Below are 15,190 nucleotides of genomic sequence, written 5' to 3' on the forward strand. Positions count from 1 at the left end.
TGTGCGTTATTTTTGTTCCTATTGACGGTCTCCGTTACTAGGTGGGAGAGGAGGGAAGATTGGTATTCCGCCATCACTTTCTCCATTGCCTTCGGAATCCCCTTCACCGCCGGTATTTCCGCCATTTTCGCCACCATTACCGTTTCCATTGCCATTCCCATTCCCCGGATTAACAGGAGGAAGTGGAATTTCAATTTCTTCTTCTTCTGGCAGTTCTGGAACTTCAATCGTATTTGTAGCAGGATCACTGCGTTTTTCTGGATTTTCATCATTCACTGCAGTTACAGTGAATTTATAGATAGCTCCCGGAATTGCCTCAGGAACCGTATAGTTTAATTCTTTTGTTGTTGTAAGAACCTTTGCAGGGCCTTCATCAACTGAAACACTCACCTCAAAGCTATTCCCTTCAATTTCTCCTTCAGCATAAGCCCAAGTTAAATTGATTTGATTTGTCACTTGGTCATACTGGACATCAAGATTTGATGGCGGATTTAGCTTATGATATTTATCGGACACCTCAGTAGGTTCTGTACCTTTAATAAAATACTCATAGACAATTTCATCTTTAGGTGTAAATTCGCTTGGTAGCTTTGCAGGATTGGATCCTTTTTCCACACCGACCTTAACGACTGATTTAGGCATTACAAAATCCTCTGCTTCCTTGCCTTCAGAAAGGTTAGTAATGATGTCCCTAAATAATTTGAGCGCTAAGCTTTGATCAGCAGGCATGACTGCATTTTTGTTGCTGCTATAACCTGTCCAAATGGCGACAGTATAACTTGGTGTGTATCCACTGTACCAAATATCTGGGACTCCGCCGGAAGGAATATTATAGTCTTTCATTTCTTTTGCAGTATAGTTTGTTGTACCCGTTTTACCAGCAATTTGCAATCCTGAAACATCATATCTGCGTCCGGAACCAAAATCCATTACAGATTTCAGCATGTCCGTAATCATGAAAGCTGTTGCTTCAGACATAGCTGTTTCAGGTTCAGGTGCAAGAACAACTTCGCGATTATCCGGGAAGATAACTTTATTCACCGCATGTGGTTTTATGAAGTTTCCTTGGTTACCAAATGCTGCGTATGCCCCAGCCATTTCAATAGGGGAGATTCCGCCTAACATTCCGCCAATCGAATATGCTTCATTAATTCTTTCTTCAAATGTAATACCAAGGCCGTTCGCAAATTCCGTTGCTTTTGTAACTCCAACCTCTTGGAATGCCTTAAGGGCTGGAATGTTCCTTGAATGAGCTAAAGCAACTCTTGCAGTAATTTGTCCCATATATTTTCTGTCGAAGTTGTTAATAGGCTTCTTATCAGAATAGGTATACGGCTCATCCTTAATTTGATGGTAGGTAGACCATTTTAAATACTCAATTGCAGGGCCATAGTCTAAAATTGGCTTAATCGTTGAACCAGGTTGGTTATCGGTCTCAAGCGCAAAGTTTCTGCGCGTATTTTGTGCTTGATTTCTTCCGCCGCCTAACGCTTTAATTTCGCCTGTTTTTGTATCTACGACTGCTATTCCGGCTTGAAATTGATCATCAGGAAATTGAATATCCTGATTTTGATTGGCTAATAAAGAATCGATATGTGCTTGGGCGTCAGGGTCAAAGCTTGTATAAATTTTAACTCCTGCATTGTACACATCAATATCACTATGTTCTTTAAGTTCTAATTTAACTTGATCCATAAAAGAATCGATTGGTTGGGATTGTTCTTGTGATTCCACAATTGATGATTCAATTGGAATCTTTTTAGCAGCATCTGCTTGTTCTTTAGTAATGAACTCATGTCTAACCATAAGATTCAAGACGATATTACGACGTTTTTCTGCTCTTTCAGGATGGACAAAAGGGTTGTATATACCTGGATTTTGTCCGCTACCGGCAATAAATGCAGCTTCGTGAAGCTCAAGTTCATCAAGAGATTTTCCAAAATATATTTCCGCTGCCTTTGCAACACCATATGTGTTACCTACACCGTAATAAATTTTATTTAAATACATTTCTAGAATTTCGTCTTTGGAGTATTTACGTTCTAATTGAAAAGCAAGCCATAGTTCCTGTGCTTTTCGTGTTAGTTTTTTCTGTCCTTGCTCGAAAAATGAGTTCTTAATCACCTGCTGTGAAATAGTACTTGCTCCTTCAGAACCAAATCCATCGGTAATGTTTGCGACAACAGCTCCACCAAGTCGAATCACATCTAACCCATGATGTTCATAGAAACGAGCATCCTCAACTGCTATTACAGCATTTTTTAGATCATCAGGTATTTGATTCAGAGGTACATATGTTCGCTTTTCCGCCCCAAATTCATAAATTTTATTCCCATTCATATCGTAAACCTTTGATGAAAGTGGATCTTTTAAAAGGGATTCATCCAATGGAGGAGCACCACTTGCCATCACGAAAAATGTTGTAGCACCTGATACTAATCCAATAATTCCAATTAATAGGATGACTAATAAAATTCGTTTAAATACTTGCCCCTTTGATTTTTTTCGCTTTTTTTTCTTTTGATTTGCATGTCGACGTTCTTCACGTGATTGATATTTTTCAGACATACTTGTTCCTGCCTTTCAAATGCTTTCCTACTTAATGACGTATTTTAGTAAGAAAAGGTTTCATTTCTAGCATAACTGTTATTTGCCATTGTTATAAATAGAGCTTGTCAATAACCTTAATATAATCAATTCTCGGACGATAGCCAATTGCTAATTGGTAGCCAAACGTTTCTATTTCCTGCTTTGTAATTGATTTTCTGCCATCCTCATTTTTTCGTTTCCAAAAGGTTAAAAGGTGTTTTGCCTCGAGGAAATAGATTTCATCTAATGTTGTAAACGCTAGAATGACAAAGCAAATCCCATCCTGTTTTAAACAATCGGACATATGCTTGATTTGATGCTCATGAAAATTTTGAAGCGGGAAGGAGGTTTTGTTTTTTGTTTCCTTCGCTTCAAAATCAATATAACGGCCCTTATATATCCCATTATAGTCCGTGGTCGATGCTGTTTTAAAATAGGCTTCCTTAATGACGGCAGCACTTCTTTTTGGATAATCCACATTTACGATTTGTACAGGTGTTGGTTTTTTATGGATGACGGCAATTTCCTGTTCCAAATAAAATTGATTTGATTCATTGAGATCTTCTTCTAGTGTCATCCCGCGATTTCCATATATTCTTTGTTTGAGATGTGGATTATTTTTTATCTGCTGGGGCTTATATACTTTCCCATTCGGATAGCGAATCTCCATACTTCCATCCCCCTTAAGACAACTATTATACCAAATATATATGTAAAATAGTTTAACGAAATTTGAACAGTTGGGTACAGACTATGGAATTACAATTCAATATACCATACTATTCGTCAGAAAATATACTTTTGGGGCCGTGCAGAGCGAATGTTGGACACACTACCAAATGAGGGGTGTTAATTGATGAGCGAGATTGCAAAATTGGAAAAAATGGTAAATGATCGCAGAAAACGGGAATTGCTTTTAACCTTAGAGGAAAAAGAAGTAATATTTGAGATTCAATCTAAAACAATCAAAGGAAATATCGATAATATTTCTCGTACTAAGCATTATGCAAAATACTATAAGCGAAATAAAGAAATACGATGGTCATTTTTAGCAAGCCAAGTATCACGGAATGCTGGCTGGAATATGACAGATCTGGAAGGAGAATGGTATTCGAAGATTCTACGTAAAAACGAGAGAAAAGTTTTATTTCATACTTATGAACGGGCGAACTGGCTTATTTTTTTGGATGCCTATCCGCAGTTATTACTTTATGAATATTCAAAGAAACTCGGTAAGCCCTTATTTCATTTGTTGAAAATGTTTTCAGTATCCCGATTTATCGAAATAGAATGGGAGTATTACTGGGGCTGTCGGGGAGGGAACCGTTTAGTAACCGCTCAAATTATCAATGAACAAAATATCATCCAAAAACCAGTGATTGAACATCCATTTTATAGGGAAAGGGTTTTTCAGCGTTTGTATTTCAATCTTCAGGATTTTTTACACTTTAGTTCAGTCATTTTTCCAACACTAGAAGGAAGATTATTCGGCTTTTCAGTTCATCAATTCACAAGTCTTGATCAAAGAATTGAACTAGGTAAAAAGCTAGCATCCCTGTTATTTCATAATGGTTATTATGATTTATTTAAGAGGTTTTCAAATAAGGTGGAGCATACTGGCTCAAGATTTGATTACGAACGATATGTTTCGGAAAGGAAATTCCGCAATACCCCATTTCTCCGTACCACATACCCGATTATCAAACATAAACGTTTTGAAAGTGATGATTGGTATAAAGGAAAAAGGAAGAATAAATGGTTTGAAGAAGTTGAGCTTGGTGATCAAATTGAGCTAACAAATTGGTACTTAAAGAAGCAAAAGCAAATGCAAGCAGGAATCTTAATTGAGGAAATCATACGAAAAAACAAAGGCTGAACAATCAGCCTTTGTATGTATTTTATAGATGTCTAGCTCCAGGCGCCATCGGCTCGAGGTCATAAGCCAATCGCTTCGGAAGGTAAAGGGCACCTTCTGTCAGCGCTCGTCTTATGCTTGTCGCCGATAAGCGGGCGCCTTCCGCTTTTTTTATGTTGATGGTCTATCTGGTCCTTCTAGTTTTTTGTCTCCATAACCAGGTGCTTTTTCTTCATTGCGTACTTGTTTATTTTTCTTTTTATCTTGCTTTGCCATGGAATCTTCACCTCCTACTGGTAGTGTGAGCATTTTTTATGGATAACATTCTTCACAATGAGTGAAACCCTTGTCGAAAACAGGGATAAACGATGAGGGAATTCCACTTTCTTTGACGAATGAAAACTAGTTTTGTCAAGTGTGCAGGAGGAAAAAGTTCTACATCGAATTTACATAAAAAAGACCGTTTGGGAGGATGAATATGTTGAGGAATGAACTTATGACAAAAGGACATGTTCTTGAGGATATTGATCAGTTGCTTTCTGCATTAAACAGGCTTGATGTTGAAATCCAGTCTGAAGTAAATAAGCATATCGATGAAGAGGGAAATCAGAATATGGATTCTATGAAACAGCTCGAAAAAGAGATTATTTCATTAACTAATGCATTTCATCATCAAAAAGATGAATATGCACCACAAACCGAAAAGGAGCATTCCTATCACTTAACATTAAGCTATTAATTTTGTATGATAGATGGTGAGGTGAGAGAATGTATACGGAACTGCTCGCAAAGACAAATATGATTAAGGATCTCTGTGAAGAGTCTATTAACCGATTAGAGGTTGTTAAGAAGAGTGAATCCTATGAAGTGGATTTTTATAATGAAGTAAAACCTTTTGTAGATACTACGATGGAACTAGCAGATAGTTGGAGAGAATTGGCGCTTGATTGGATCAAAAAAGAATTTCCTAAAAACTTGCACCCAAATCAGATTGACGCTACTCATGAAAATATCCAACATATTTCCATTCAAGGCTTTTATCAGGATACTAAAGTCAAACGCTATAAAAATATGTATGAATCAATCCTATACGTCCTTGATAACATCCTTGAGAAAGTACCCACATTAAAATAAATAGCCTATTAAAAGATACCCTTACATGATGGTATCTTTTTTTTTCGCATTAACGTCCAGTAAATCTTCCACTCATTGAAGTTTTACTTTATGTGAACAAATACCCCAATTTTTACATAATCTATAGAAAAAGAACATCACAGGAGGTTTGTTCCATATGTATCAATATTATCGCAGGAACAATGCGATCAGACCTTATGGTTATTCATGGCCATTTTACGGGCAGCCGACCTATCAACAATTTTACGGTGGAGGCTATCAAGCAGGGTGGAACCAATACAATCCATCTTCCTACATGCATTATAATATGAACAGTTATCCCGGAGTTTCATCGTCTGGATCACATGGGTTTCAAAATCCATACCAACCCCCTTATCAATCCCCATACCAAAACCCATATCCGACTGGGATGGGGCAGACGCAGCAAAAAGGGGGAGGGGGCATCCTCAATCAATTTAAGAAAAAGGATGGGACCATTGATGTAAATAAAATGATGGATACAGCGGGTCAAATGGTAGGAGCGGTAAACCAAGTGAATTCACTTGTAAAAGGGCTAACGAAAACATTCAAGGTGTAGGAGCAATAAAAAAGAAAGCTGTTATGAAGATTGCAGCTTTCTTTTTACATTGATTATTGTTTTTTCTTTTGATCATTATATTGTTTTGCTAAAAGCTGTAATGCTTCATTATAGGATAATCCCGAGTTTGCATTAAGAAGTTTAACTTCTTCTACGTCTGTATCTGAGTATTGCTTCGTACTGAATCCTTTTACCATCTAATCCACCTTTTCATAGTAATTCATATACTTCATTCAATTGATTAACACGTTTAAAATCTCTTTCATCCATTGCATAATTGATTTCATCAGGAAGGATTTTGTTTAAAAATTCAATTTCTTCCTCATCCAAATCTCTTACCAATGCTTCTTCAGATGTGTATTGGTTATTCATTATTTTTGTAAGGATGGCTCGACTTGTTTTATTCTCATCACCATAATTTGAAATCGATTCAATTAAATACCCTAGCGTCTTATCCATTAAAATCACCATTTCATTTTAGTATTCTTCAAAATAAGAGGTAAACTCCTCTTTTTCTGATTCAGATTCATTATAATACGGGTTTTCCTCAGTTGCATTTTTAGGATCCAAATTTGTTTTAATGACAAGAATAGGTTCATCACTAGTATTTGCAATTACCCTATCATTCAGTTCTTTAAAATCAGGTAAATTTTGATTACCAGGTTTTTTCTCCACATATACACCTCCTAGCCATATGGTGCTAATCTTCCGTGCAAATTATGTAAAAAGGAGCATGATATTTCACATGCTCTCATCAATTACTAATTTTCGTTTTCTTTGTTTTGGAATGTTAATTTTTAAGACACCATTAACGTAAGATGCTTTTATTTGATTTGTGCGAATCGGGTATGGTAAAGAAACCGTCCGACTAGCTTTGTTATAAGAATGTTTTTTTATATAGTAATGTTTTTTCTCATTGGTTTCTTCCAATTCCTCAATGTGGTTGACTGTAATTGTGATATATTTTTCCGAATACTCAATGTCAATTTGTTCTTTTTTGATCCCTGGAAGGTCAGCAGATATAACAAGGTCAGTGTCTGTTTCATACATGTCGATTGGAAAGCCTGAGAAGGTGGACGGTTTTTCAAAAAATTCATCGATGGAGTCAAGTATTCGTTTGACGGGGTGTTGGTTAAAAAATTCATTCATAGACTTCATGAGTGGCCCGAATTGATCGGGCTCGTATTTTTGGATTGATTTATCAGATTTTTCGTCTTTCATTCTTTTCTCCTCCTAGACGTATTATCTACTGTCACTATATTCATTTCGAAGGAAAATGTTTTTGTTTTTGGTCATGAAAAAAAGAACTGAGTGACAATTCGCACAGTTCTTTCATTTTTTAAATAAATAATTCATCCTCTAAGCTGTCAGGATCGACAATAATATTCCCTTTTTCATCAACTTCTACGATTTCTTTTTTCTTTAATTTTGTTAAAGTTCTACTTACCGTTTCACGGGTTGTTCCGATCATATTAGCTAAATCCTTATTTGTAAATTGTGTGGTGATCATGATTTTCCCGTCTTCTATCTTTTTGCCATCAGTGTTACTTAGACGCAAAATCAACTTAATAATTTGCTCGTATGTATTATTTAAAATCTGTGCCTCCAATCGATTTTGGAGGTCTACTATCTTTTCACCCATTACTTTAAAAAGCTTGATGCAAACCTGTGGATGCTGTAACAATACATTTTCGAAATGAGAGATGGAAATGACCACAGCCTTCATATCNTGAGAGATGGAAATGACCACAGCCTTCATATCCTCCATTACCAGGGCATAAGCGGGATAGTTTCCTTTACGAAAAAAGCCAACATGAGGAAACATATCACCATCTTTTTGGACCGTTACGATTTGTTCTTTTCCATTTATATCATTTTTATATATTTTTACTTTTCCTTTAAAGATAAAATAAACATTCTCTAAAGGGTCATCCTGCATAAAAACATGTGTGCCCTTTTTATACTGACGATATTGAGCAATATTCACCATCTCATTTAATTCATTGGTTGTTAATTCTTTAAAAAGTGGTACTGTTCGTAAAACATCAGCAATTTCGATCCGATTCATATGTGTTCACTCCATGTTTTTTCACTATTATCTTAAGTGTACCAAACTACTAGATTACAGGTAAAGCCTAACCTGATTCCAGCCGTGAGAATTTACCAAATTAAAAGGTCGTTGTACTAAAGTATGAAAGTAAAACTAGTCCTTATCACTTAAATAAAAAAGAAATTTCCTTCTAATGTAATATTTCATCGATTTTATTTATAGATTTAATGTAGAAATCGATTAAGGTTTCAAAAAATAGTATAGGGGGTCAATTGCTTGAAAAGGAAGCTTTCAGTTGGATTGGTATTATTGCTTTCTATCTTTTTAGCTTTATCTGGTTGTTTTAGTGGAGAGACGGCAACAGATGAACCAGAAAAGCCAACAACACCTACTGAGGAAGGTAAAGAGAACGAGAACGAACAGGAAGCATCTGGACCAAAGATTCTTCGCCTAAATAATAATGAAGAGCCTGGTTCATTACACCCAGGGACGGCACAAGGAACACATGATTCATGGATTCTCGAGCATGCGTTTGAAGGGTTAACAAAGAAGACTCCTGAAGGAGAAATCGTAGCAGGAATGGCTGAGTCATGGGAACCAAGTGAAGATGGGTTAACATGGACATTCAAGCTTCGAAGCGATGCAAAATGGTCAAATGGTGACCCTGTTACGGCTCATGACTTTGAATATGCATGGAAATACGCCCTAAAACCAGAAACTGCGTCTACATATGCATATCAACTCTATTATTTAGAGGGTGGAGAAGCATATAATTCTGCAGAAGAGGGTGCTGATTTAGCTGCACTAGAAGCTGCTGTTGGTGTAAAAGCTGTTGATGACACAACATTAGAAGTTAAGCTGGCGCAACCAACTCCTTATTTCTTAGATTTAACATCGTTCTACACGTATTATCCTATTAATAAGGCTGTTCAGGAAGCAAATCCTGAATGGTACCAGGAAGCAGATACCTATGTATCAAATGGTGCTTTTAAATTGATTGAGTGGAAGCATAAAGAAAGCATGAAGCTAGCAAAGAACGAAAACTATTACGATAAAGACAAAATTAATTTAGACGAAGTTCATTTCGTCATTATTGATGATGAGAATACATCATGGCAAATGTACCAATCAGATGAATTGGATTTAGTATATCCATTACCACAGGACGTCATTGGCCAATTAAAGGAGCAGAATAATCCTGAGTTCCAAATTGGAACAGACCTTGCTGTTTATTATTACAATTTAAATACAGAGAAAAAGCCATTTAATAATGTGAAGATTCGAAAAGCATTATCAATGTCAATTGATCGTGAAACGATTGTGGAGCATGTGGCTCAAGGCGGACAAAAAGCTGCATATTCTGTTGTACCGCCAGGAATTCCTGATGTTTCCGGGGATTACCAAGAAAATACAGGAAACCTGTTTGAAGCAAATATTGACGAAGCGAAAAAGTTATTGGAAGAAGGCTTGGCTGAAGAAGGACTTGATAAGTTCCCGGCAGTAACATTAACTTACAATACATCTGAAGGGCATAAGATGATTGCTGAGGCTGTTCAGGAAATGTGGCGTAAAAATCTAGGAGTCGAAATTACATTAGAAAATGTTGAGTTCCAAGTGAAGCTTGATCGTGAAAAAGCAGGTGACTATCAAATTTCAAGAGCAGGTTGGGTTGGTGACTATGTAGACCCGATGACATTCATGGACCTATGGTTAACAGATGGACCATATAATGATGCGAACTGGGGCAATGCAGAGTACGATAAGCTAGTTAACTTAGCAAAAACAACAATGAATCAAGAAGATCGTATGAAGGCCATGCATGATGCCGAGAAAATCTTAATGGATGAAATGCCGGTTATCCCAGTTTATTTCTATACAAAACCGTTTACTGTGAAACCGCATGTTACTGGCATCTACACACCAATTAATAGTTATCCTCAGTTCATTTATGCAGATATCAAAAACTAGGTGAAAACAAAAGCGCAAGCGCCTTGAAGACGAACGTCTACTAAAACCTGCCACGTCCTGTGGCAAACGTAGACGTCAGCACATCATGTGCAAGTCCGACAAGCATAAGACGAGACGGTGAGAAGGTTGCCCTTTGACCTTCTTGACGGATTGGCTTATGACCTCGAGGGGCTAGGCGCTGGAGCCAGATGAAAAAGGAAATCGAGGTATGCTGGAATCTTAGCATACCCGATTTTTACTTGCATATAATGGCGTGGGACTACGTTTGCTAAAGATCGTGGCGTATTAGTAGACGATCCATTAAATAAGGGGGATAACATGCTTAAGTATATCGGAAAGAGAATCGTCCTAGCAGTTGTAACCCTATGGGTGATCATCACACTAACATTCATCTTAATGCATAGTATTCCAGGAAACCCATTTGCCCAGGAAGGAACAATGCCTCAGGCGGTCTATAATAATCTTCAAAGCTATTATAATTTGGACAAACCTTTACTTGTACAGTATGGTCTTTATTTACTTTCTATTTTACAGTTTGACTTTGGACCTTCGTATAAATCTTCTACCTTGACAGTGAATGACCTGATAGTGAATGGCTTCCCTGTTTCCTTACATTTAGGAACACAAGCCTTATTGATAGCAATTCCACTGGGATTGCTATTTGGAATCATTGCTGCTCTTTATCGCAATCGATGGCCAGATTATTCATCTATGATTCTAGCGATTATCGGGATATCGGTACCAAATTTTATTCTTGCAACTTTTCTAATTAATTACTTAGCTGTTGAATTGCGTTGGTTCCCAGTAGCTACCTGGAAATCCTGGTCCCATACAGTACTTCCTTCTCTGTCACTCGCCATGATGCCAATGGCCTTTATCGCAAGGTTAATGAGGTCAAGCATGCTAGAGGTGATGAGCCAGGATTATATTTTAACGGCAAAAGCAAAGGGTCTAAAAAAGGGTGCAATCATTTTGAAGCATGCCATTCGAAATGCGATTTTACCCGTCGTGACCATTGTTGGGATTCTAATTGCTAATATTGTAACAGGCAGCTTTATTATTGAAAAAATATTTGGGATTCCTGGTATGGGGGAAATGTTTGTAACGAGTATTTTTAATCGTGATTACCCTGTTATTCTCGGTTCGACGATTTTTTATTCTGCCATCCTTATTCTTTTTATTCTCATTGTTGATATCGCCTATACGTGGATAGATCCAAGAATAAAAGTAACGGGGGAGAGCAAATGAAAAATCAATCAAATCTTACAGAAGAGATGTTTGCACCTGTTGATCAAAAATTTGAAGAGGCAGAAAAAATTGCTAGACCAAGCATATCTTATTGGAAGGATGTATGGAACCGGCTAAAGGAAAATAAATTAGCGATGCTGGGACTCATCGTTATCATTCTCATTGGAATCCTAGCGATTATCGGCCCCTATTTAAATGGATACACGTATTATGAGCAGGATTTCACTAAAAAGAACCTTCGACCGAACGCGGAGCATTGGTTTGGGACGGATGCATCTGGAAGAGACTTGTTCACACGAGCGTGGTATGGTGCACGGATTTCGTTGTTTATCGGACTGATGGCTGCTCTTATAGATTTTGTAGCGGGAATTGTTTACGGAGGTATTTCCGGCATTCGTGGTGGCAGAACCGATAATATCATGATGAGAATTGCGGAAGTGCTCTATGCCATTCCGTACTTGTTAATGGTTATTTTAGTGATGATCGTCCTTGAAAGAGGGATATGGGCAATTATCATTGCAATGTCGATCACCGGTTGGATACCAATGGCTAGACTCGTTCGAGGGCAAGTACTCCAGCTGAAGGAAAATGAATATGTTCAAGCTGCAAATGCAATGGGAGCGAAAACCTCATGGATTTTAAGTAAACATATGATTCCAAATACAATGGGACCGATTTTAGTAAACGTTACATTAACTGTTCCAACTGCGATATTTGCAGAGGCGACACTCAGCTTTTTAGGACTTGGAATCCCAGCGCCAAAGGCAAGCTGGGGAACGATGGCTAATGATGCATTAGGAAGTATTTTAATCGGGAATTTCTATCAATTATTTTTCCCAGCTTTTCTCATTTCGCTAACAATGTTTGCATTTAATGTATTCGGTGATGGTTTAAGAGATGCACTCGATCCAAAACTGCGAAAATAGATAAAGGGGGGAACAATAGATGGAAAATATATTAGAAATCCATGATTTGCATGTTTCATTTGATACAAGTGCAGGGAAGGTAAAAGCGGTTCGAGGTGTTTCCTTCTCTGTTAAAAAAGGGGAAGCAATCGCGATTGTTGGTGAATCTGGCTGTGGTAAAAGTGTGACTGCTAAATCAATTATGAGACTGCTGCCATCGCCACATGCGAAAATTGTCAATGGCTCTATCATGTTGAATGGGGAAAATATCGCTCAAAAAACAGAAAAGGAAATGGAAAAAATCAGAGGGAATGAGGTCGGGATGATTTTTCAGGATCCAATGACGTCGTTAAACCCTACAACTAAAATTGGGATTCAGATTGCAGAAGGTATTATTCGACATACAAAAATTCCAAAAAAGAAGGCGCTTGAACAAGCTGTAAAAATGCTTGAAATAGTAGGAATTCCTCAGCCTGAGAAACGAATCCAACAATATCCGCATGAATTCTCCGGTGGGATGAGGCAGAGAGTAATGATTGCGATCGCTCTTGCCTGCAAGCCAAAGCTATTAATTGCGGATGAGCCGACAACAGCACTTGATGTTACGATTCAAGCGCAAATTTTACAGCTAATGAAGGAACTGCAGACTAAAACCAATACGTCGATCATTTTAATAACGCATGACCTTGGTGTTGTAGCCGAAATGTGCAGTAAGGTTGTTGTGATGTATGCAGGTGAAATTGTGGAAACGGGCAGTGTTGAAGAAATCTTCTCTAATCCGACCCATCCATATACGAAGGGCTTGTTAAAATCAGTACCTCGACTGGATATGGATAAGCATGAAAAACTATCAACCATCACCGGCACCCCTCCAGATTTACTTGACCCGCCTAAGGGCTGCTCATTTTATCCAAGATGTGAAATGGCCATGAAAATTTGTGCAGAACACAAACCGGAATTTGAGAATGTTAGCCCGACACAGTACAGTTCATGTTGGCTAAATCACCCGATGGCTAAGAACCGGTTGATTTTGTCTAAGGAGGAGGTCGAATAGTGGGAGCGAAACATGAGACATTACTTGAGGTGAAAAATGTAAAGAAATACTTTTCCATCCAAAAGAATGCGCTAAAGGCCGTTAATGATTTAAATTTAATCATAAATAAAGGGGAGACTGTTGGGCTGGTAGGTGAAAGTGGCTGTGGAAAATCTACGGCCGGAAAAACGATTATTCGTTTACTTGAACCAACAGCTGGTGAGGTCCTTTTTGAAGGAAAAAACATTTATAAATTTAATCAACGGCAACTAAAGGAACTGCGTAGGGATGTGCAAATAATTTTTCAAGATCCCTATGCTTCGTTGAATCCAAGAATGAAAATTGAGGATATTATCGGGGAACCTCTTGATATCCACCATCTCGCAAAGGGAAAACAAAGAAAAGAACGGGTGAGGGAGCTTTTAGAGTTAGTCGGACTTCGACCAGAGCATGCCAACCGATTCCCGCACGAATTTAGCGGGGGCCAAAGACAGCGGATTGGAATAGCGCGGGCATTGGCTCTTAATCCGAAATTTATTGTGTGTGATGAACCAATTTCAGCTTTAGATGTATCAATTCAGGCTCAAATAGTAAATCTGTTAAAGAGCCTTCAGGAAAAAATGGATTTAACATATTTATTTATCGCTCATGACCTATCAATGGTTAAATATATTTCCGACCGAATCCTCGTTATGTATTTAGGGAACATGGTTGAGCTCTCGGATAGCGGGTCCTTATATGATGAACCACTCCATCCGTACACAAAAGCTTTGTTGTCCGCGGTTCCAATCCCAGACCCGGTTGTGAAGCGTGAGAGAATTGTATTAGAAGGTGAGGTCCCGAGTCCGCTCTCACCACCATCGGGGTGTGTCTTCCGAACAAGATGTAATTATGCAATGGAACGTTGTGCAACTGAGATTCCAACATGGAAAGAAGTAAAGCCATTCCACTTCACGGCTTGTCATTTATACGACGATTAATACGATCGTTTTACAAATATAGGTAGAAAGTGGTATAATAATTACCAATAAAGATAAATTAATAGTAATACTTATTATAAGAAGTTTTATTGTACAACTTTTTATAATAAGTTTTTTAATGTTCAGCTCCAGGTGCCATCGGCTCTAGGTCAAAAGCCAATCGCTTCGGAAGGTGAAATGCACCTTCTGTCAGCGCTTGTCATATGCTTGTCGCCGATAAGCGGGCACCTTCTGCTTTTCGTTTTTTGTTACTGTTGTTTTTTGGATGTTTCGTGCCAACCAAAACAAAGGAGATGATTTGAATGGCTTTTGGAAGAAGACCAGTCGAAGAAATTGTTACTGAGGAAACAAAGGTGTGGGAATGCACATCTGAGGAATGTAATGGATGGGTACGAGATAATTTTAAGAGTACTACAGAACCAACCTGTCCATTGTGCGGTTCCGAAATGGAGACAAATACAAGAGATTTACAGGTTGTCAACAACCATAATAAGAGCTTTTTAGCATAGGATTAAAGCCTGTTTCCTCCAAAATAGAATATTTTTATAAAAATAGATAAATTTTTGGGTTTAAAAGTTTTTCCTATGGACATAATAATTCATGCATTACCTTGCAACAATTTTTTGTTGCATTACTTAGGAGGAAACAGAATGGCACAAGGAAAAGTAAAATGGTTTAACAGTGAAAAAGGCTTTGGATTTATCGAGGTTGAAGGTGGAGATGATGTATTCGTTCACTTCTCAGCAATCCAAGGTGATGGGTTCAAAACGTTAGAAGAAGGTCAAGAAGTTACTTTTGATATCGAAGATGGTAGCCGTGGACCACAGGCCGCTAACGTTCAAAAAGCATAA

At 37.8% G+C, this 15,190-nt stretch carries 18 protein-coding genes; 11 read left to right on the top strand and 7 right to left on the bottom strand.

From position 1 onward, the window contains the following. Positions 1–18: 18 nt before the first annotated feature. Together LKW28_RS15650 and recU are read right to left on the bottom strand one after the other, a co-directional pair. Entirely contained in the window at positions 19–2,568 is a 2,550-nt protein-coding gene (locus tag LKW28_RS15650) for a PBP1A family penicillin-binding protein (protein ID WP_229141287.1), read from the bottom strand. A 91-nt stretch (positions 2,569–2,659) separates the two neighbouring features. After that, positions 2,660–3,259, bottom strand: a complete 600-nt coding sequence (gene recU, locus LKW28_RS15655; RefSeq protein WP_229141288.1) for a Holliday junction resolvase RecU — start codon at positions 3,257–3,259, stop codon at positions 2,660–2,662. A gap of 186 nt (positions 3,260–3,445) precedes the next feature. Between recU and LKW28_RS15660 the strand changes: the two genes are divergently transcribed. From LKW28_RS15660 to LKW28_RS15675, 4 genes are all read left to right on the top strand, one after another. Beyond that, a complete protein-coding gene (locus LKW28_RS15660) occupies positions 3,446–4,465 on the top strand; it encodes a DUF2515 domain-containing protein (protein ID WP_229141289.1) in 1,020 nt (339 codons plus the stop codon). 460 nt (positions 4,466–4,925) lie between these two features. Then, positions 4,926–5,183, top strand: a complete 258-nt coding sequence (locus LKW28_RS15665; RefSeq protein WP_229141290.1) for a hypothetical protein — start codon at positions 4,926–4,928, stop codon at positions 5,181–5,183. A gap of 29 nt (positions 5,184–5,212) precedes the next feature. Then, positions 5,213–5,578: a YppE family protein gene (locus LKW28_RS15670; RefSeq protein ID WP_229141291.1), complete on the top strand. Its 366-nt coding sequence runs from the start codon at positions 5,213–5,215 to the stop codon at positions 5,576–5,578. A 157-nt stretch (positions 5,579–5,735) separates the two neighbouring features. Further along, a complete protein-coding gene (locus LKW28_RS15675) occupies positions 5,736–6,155 on the top strand; it encodes a YppG family protein (protein ID WP_229141292.1) in 420 nt (139 codons plus the stop codon). A 53-nt stretch (positions 6,156–6,208) separates the two neighbouring features. Here the strand turns inward: LKW28_RS15675 and LKW28_RS15680 are convergent, their stop codons facing one another. The 5 genes from LKW28_RS15680 to LKW28_RS15700 all read right to left on the bottom strand — a co-directional run bounded on the left by LKW28_RS15680 (position 6,209) and on the right by LKW28_RS15700 (position 8,223). Further along, positions 6,209–6,352, bottom strand: coding sequence for a hypothetical protein (locus LKW28_RS15680; RefSeq protein WP_229141293.1), 144 nt, complete (start codon positions 6,350–6,352; stop codon positions 6,209–6,211). Positions 6,353–6,365: 13 nt separating this feature from the next. Continuing rightward, on the bottom strand, positions 6,366–6,614 hold the full coding sequence (locus tag LKW28_RS15685) for a sigma-G-dependent sporulation-specific acid-soluble spore protein CsgA (RefSeq protein ID WP_229141294.1): 249 nt from the start codon (positions 6,612–6,614) through the stop codon (positions 6,366–6,368). An 18-nt stretch (positions 6,615–6,632) separates the two neighbouring features. Then, a complete protein-coding gene (locus LKW28_RS15690) occupies positions 6,633–6,830 on the bottom strand; it encodes a hypothetical protein (protein WP_229141295.1) in 198 nt (65 codons plus the stop codon). Between the two features lie 66 nt (positions 6,831–6,896). Further along, on the bottom strand, positions 6,897–7,376 hold the full coding sequence (locus LKW28_RS15695) for an Hsp20/alpha crystallin family protein (RefSeq protein ID WP_229141296.1): 480 nt from the start codon (positions 7,374–7,376) through the stop codon (positions 6,897–6,899). 118 nt (positions 7,377–7,494) lie between these two features. After that, on the bottom strand, positions 7,495–8,223 hold the full coding sequence (locus LKW28_RS15700; protein WP_229141297.1) for a Crp/Fnr family transcriptional regulator: 729 nt from the start codon (positions 8,221–8,223) through the stop codon (positions 7,495–7,497). A 258-nt stretch (positions 8,224–8,481) separates the two neighbouring features. On the opposite strand from LKW28_RS15700, the gene LKW28_RS15705 reads away from it, so the two are divergent. From LKW28_RS15705 to LKW28_RS15735, 7 genes are all read left to right on the top strand, one after another. Further along, a complete protein-coding gene (locus LKW28_RS15705; protein ID WP_229141298.1) occupies positions 8,482–10,173 on the top strand; it encodes a peptide ABC transporter substrate-binding protein in 1,692 nt (563 codons plus the stop codon). Between the two features lie 318 nt (positions 10,174–10,491). Then, a complete protein-coding gene (locus LKW28_RS15710) occupies positions 10,492–11,421 on the top strand; it encodes an ABC transporter permease (protein ID WP_229141299.1) in 930 nt (309 codons plus the stop codon). Continuing rightward, the gene (locus LKW28_RS15715) at positions 11,418–12,347 is read left to right on the top strand and encodes an ABC transporter permease (protein ID WP_229141300.1); all 930 of its coding nucleotides are present in this window, start codon (positions 11,418–11,420) and stop codon (positions 12,345–12,347) included. The genes LKW28_RS15710 and LKW28_RS15715 overlap by 4 nt, the downstream gene beginning before the upstream one ends. A 19-nt stretch (positions 12,348–12,366) precedes the next feature. Then, entirely contained in the window at positions 12,367–13,380 is a 1,014-nt protein-coding gene (locus tag LKW28_RS15720; protein ID WP_229141301.1) for an ABC transporter ATP-binding protein, read from the top strand. After that, positions 13,377–14,339 carry an ABC transporter ATP-binding protein gene (locus tag LKW28_RS15725; protein ID WP_420708892.1) on the top strand — a complete coding sequence of 321 codons (963 nt, stop codon included), beginning with the start codon at positions 13,377–13,379 and terminating at the stop codon, positions 14,337–14,339. Before LKW28_RS15720 ends, LKW28_RS15725 begins: the two co-directional genes overlap by 4 nt. 302 nt (positions 14,340–14,641) lie before the next feature. Then, positions 14,642–14,848 (top strand): cold-shock protein, encoded by a 207-nt coding sequence (locus LKW28_RS15730; protein ID WP_229141303.1) that lies wholly within the window; start codon positions 14,642–14,644, stop codon positions 14,846–14,848. Between the two features lie 141 nt (positions 14,849–14,989). Further along, on the top strand, positions 14,990–15,190 hold the full coding sequence (locus LKW28_RS15735) for a cold-shock protein (RefSeq protein ID WP_229141304.1): 201 nt from the start codon (positions 14,990–14,992) through the stop codon (positions 15,188–15,190).

The organism is Bacillus sp. REN16 (genome assembly GCF_020731355.1).
Taxonomy (GTDB): Bacteria; Bacillota; Bacilli; order Bacillales; family Bacillaceae_L; genus Ferdinandcohnia.

Excerpts from the sequence above, each read along its gene's own strand:
- LKW28_RS15650 (WP_229141287.1), bottom strand. The coding sequence starts at position 2,568 with ATGTCTGAAAAATATCAATCACGTGAAGAACGTCGACATGCAAATCAA.
- recU (WP_229141288.1), bottom strand. The coding sequence starts at position 3,259 with ATGGAGATTCGCTATCCGAATGGGAAAGTATATAAGCCCCAGCAGATA.
- LKW28_RS15660 (WP_229141289.1), top strand. The coding sequence starts at position 3,446 with ATGAGCGAGATTGCAAAATTGGAAAAAATGGTAAATGATCGCAGAAAA.
- LKW28_RS15670 (WP_229141291.1), top strand. The coding sequence starts at position 5,213 with ATGTATACGGAACTGCTCGCAAAGACAAATATGATTAAGGATCTCTGT.
- LKW28_RS15675 (WP_229141292.1), top strand. The coding sequence starts at position 5,736 with ATGTATCAATATTATCGCAGGAACAATGCGATCAGACCTTATGGTTAT.
- LKW28_RS15680 (WP_229141293.1), bottom strand. The coding sequence starts at position 6,352 with ATGGTAAAAGGATTCAGTACGAAGCAATACTCAGATACAGACGTAGAA.
- LKW28_RS15685 (WP_229141294.1), bottom strand. The coding sequence starts at position 6,614 with ATGGATAAGACGCTAGGGTATTTAATTGAATCGATTTCAAATTATGGT.
- LKW28_RS15695 (WP_229141296.1), bottom strand. The coding sequence starts at position 7,376 with ATGAAAGACGAAAAATCTGATAAATCAATCCAAAAATACGAGCCCGAT.
- LKW28_RS15710 (WP_229141299.1), top strand. The coding sequence starts at position 10,492 with ATGCTTAAGTATATCGGAAAGAGAATCGTCCTAGCAGTTGTAACCCTA.
- LKW28_RS15715 (WP_229141300.1), top strand. The coding sequence starts at position 11,418 with ATGAAAAATCAATCAAATCTTACAGAAGAGATGTTTGCACCTGTTGAT.
- LKW28_RS15720 (WP_229141301.1), top strand. The coding sequence starts at position 12,367 with ATGGAAAATATATTAGAAATCCATGATTTGCATGTTTCATTTGATACA.
- LKW28_RS15730 (WP_229141303.1), top strand. The coding sequence starts at position 14,642 with ATGGCTTTTGGAAGAAGACCAGTCGAAGAAATTGTTACTGAGGAAACA.
- LKW28_RS15735 (WP_229141304.1), top strand. The coding sequence starts at position 14,990 with ATGGCACAAGGAAAAGTAAAATGGTTTAACAGTGAAAAAGGCTTTGGA.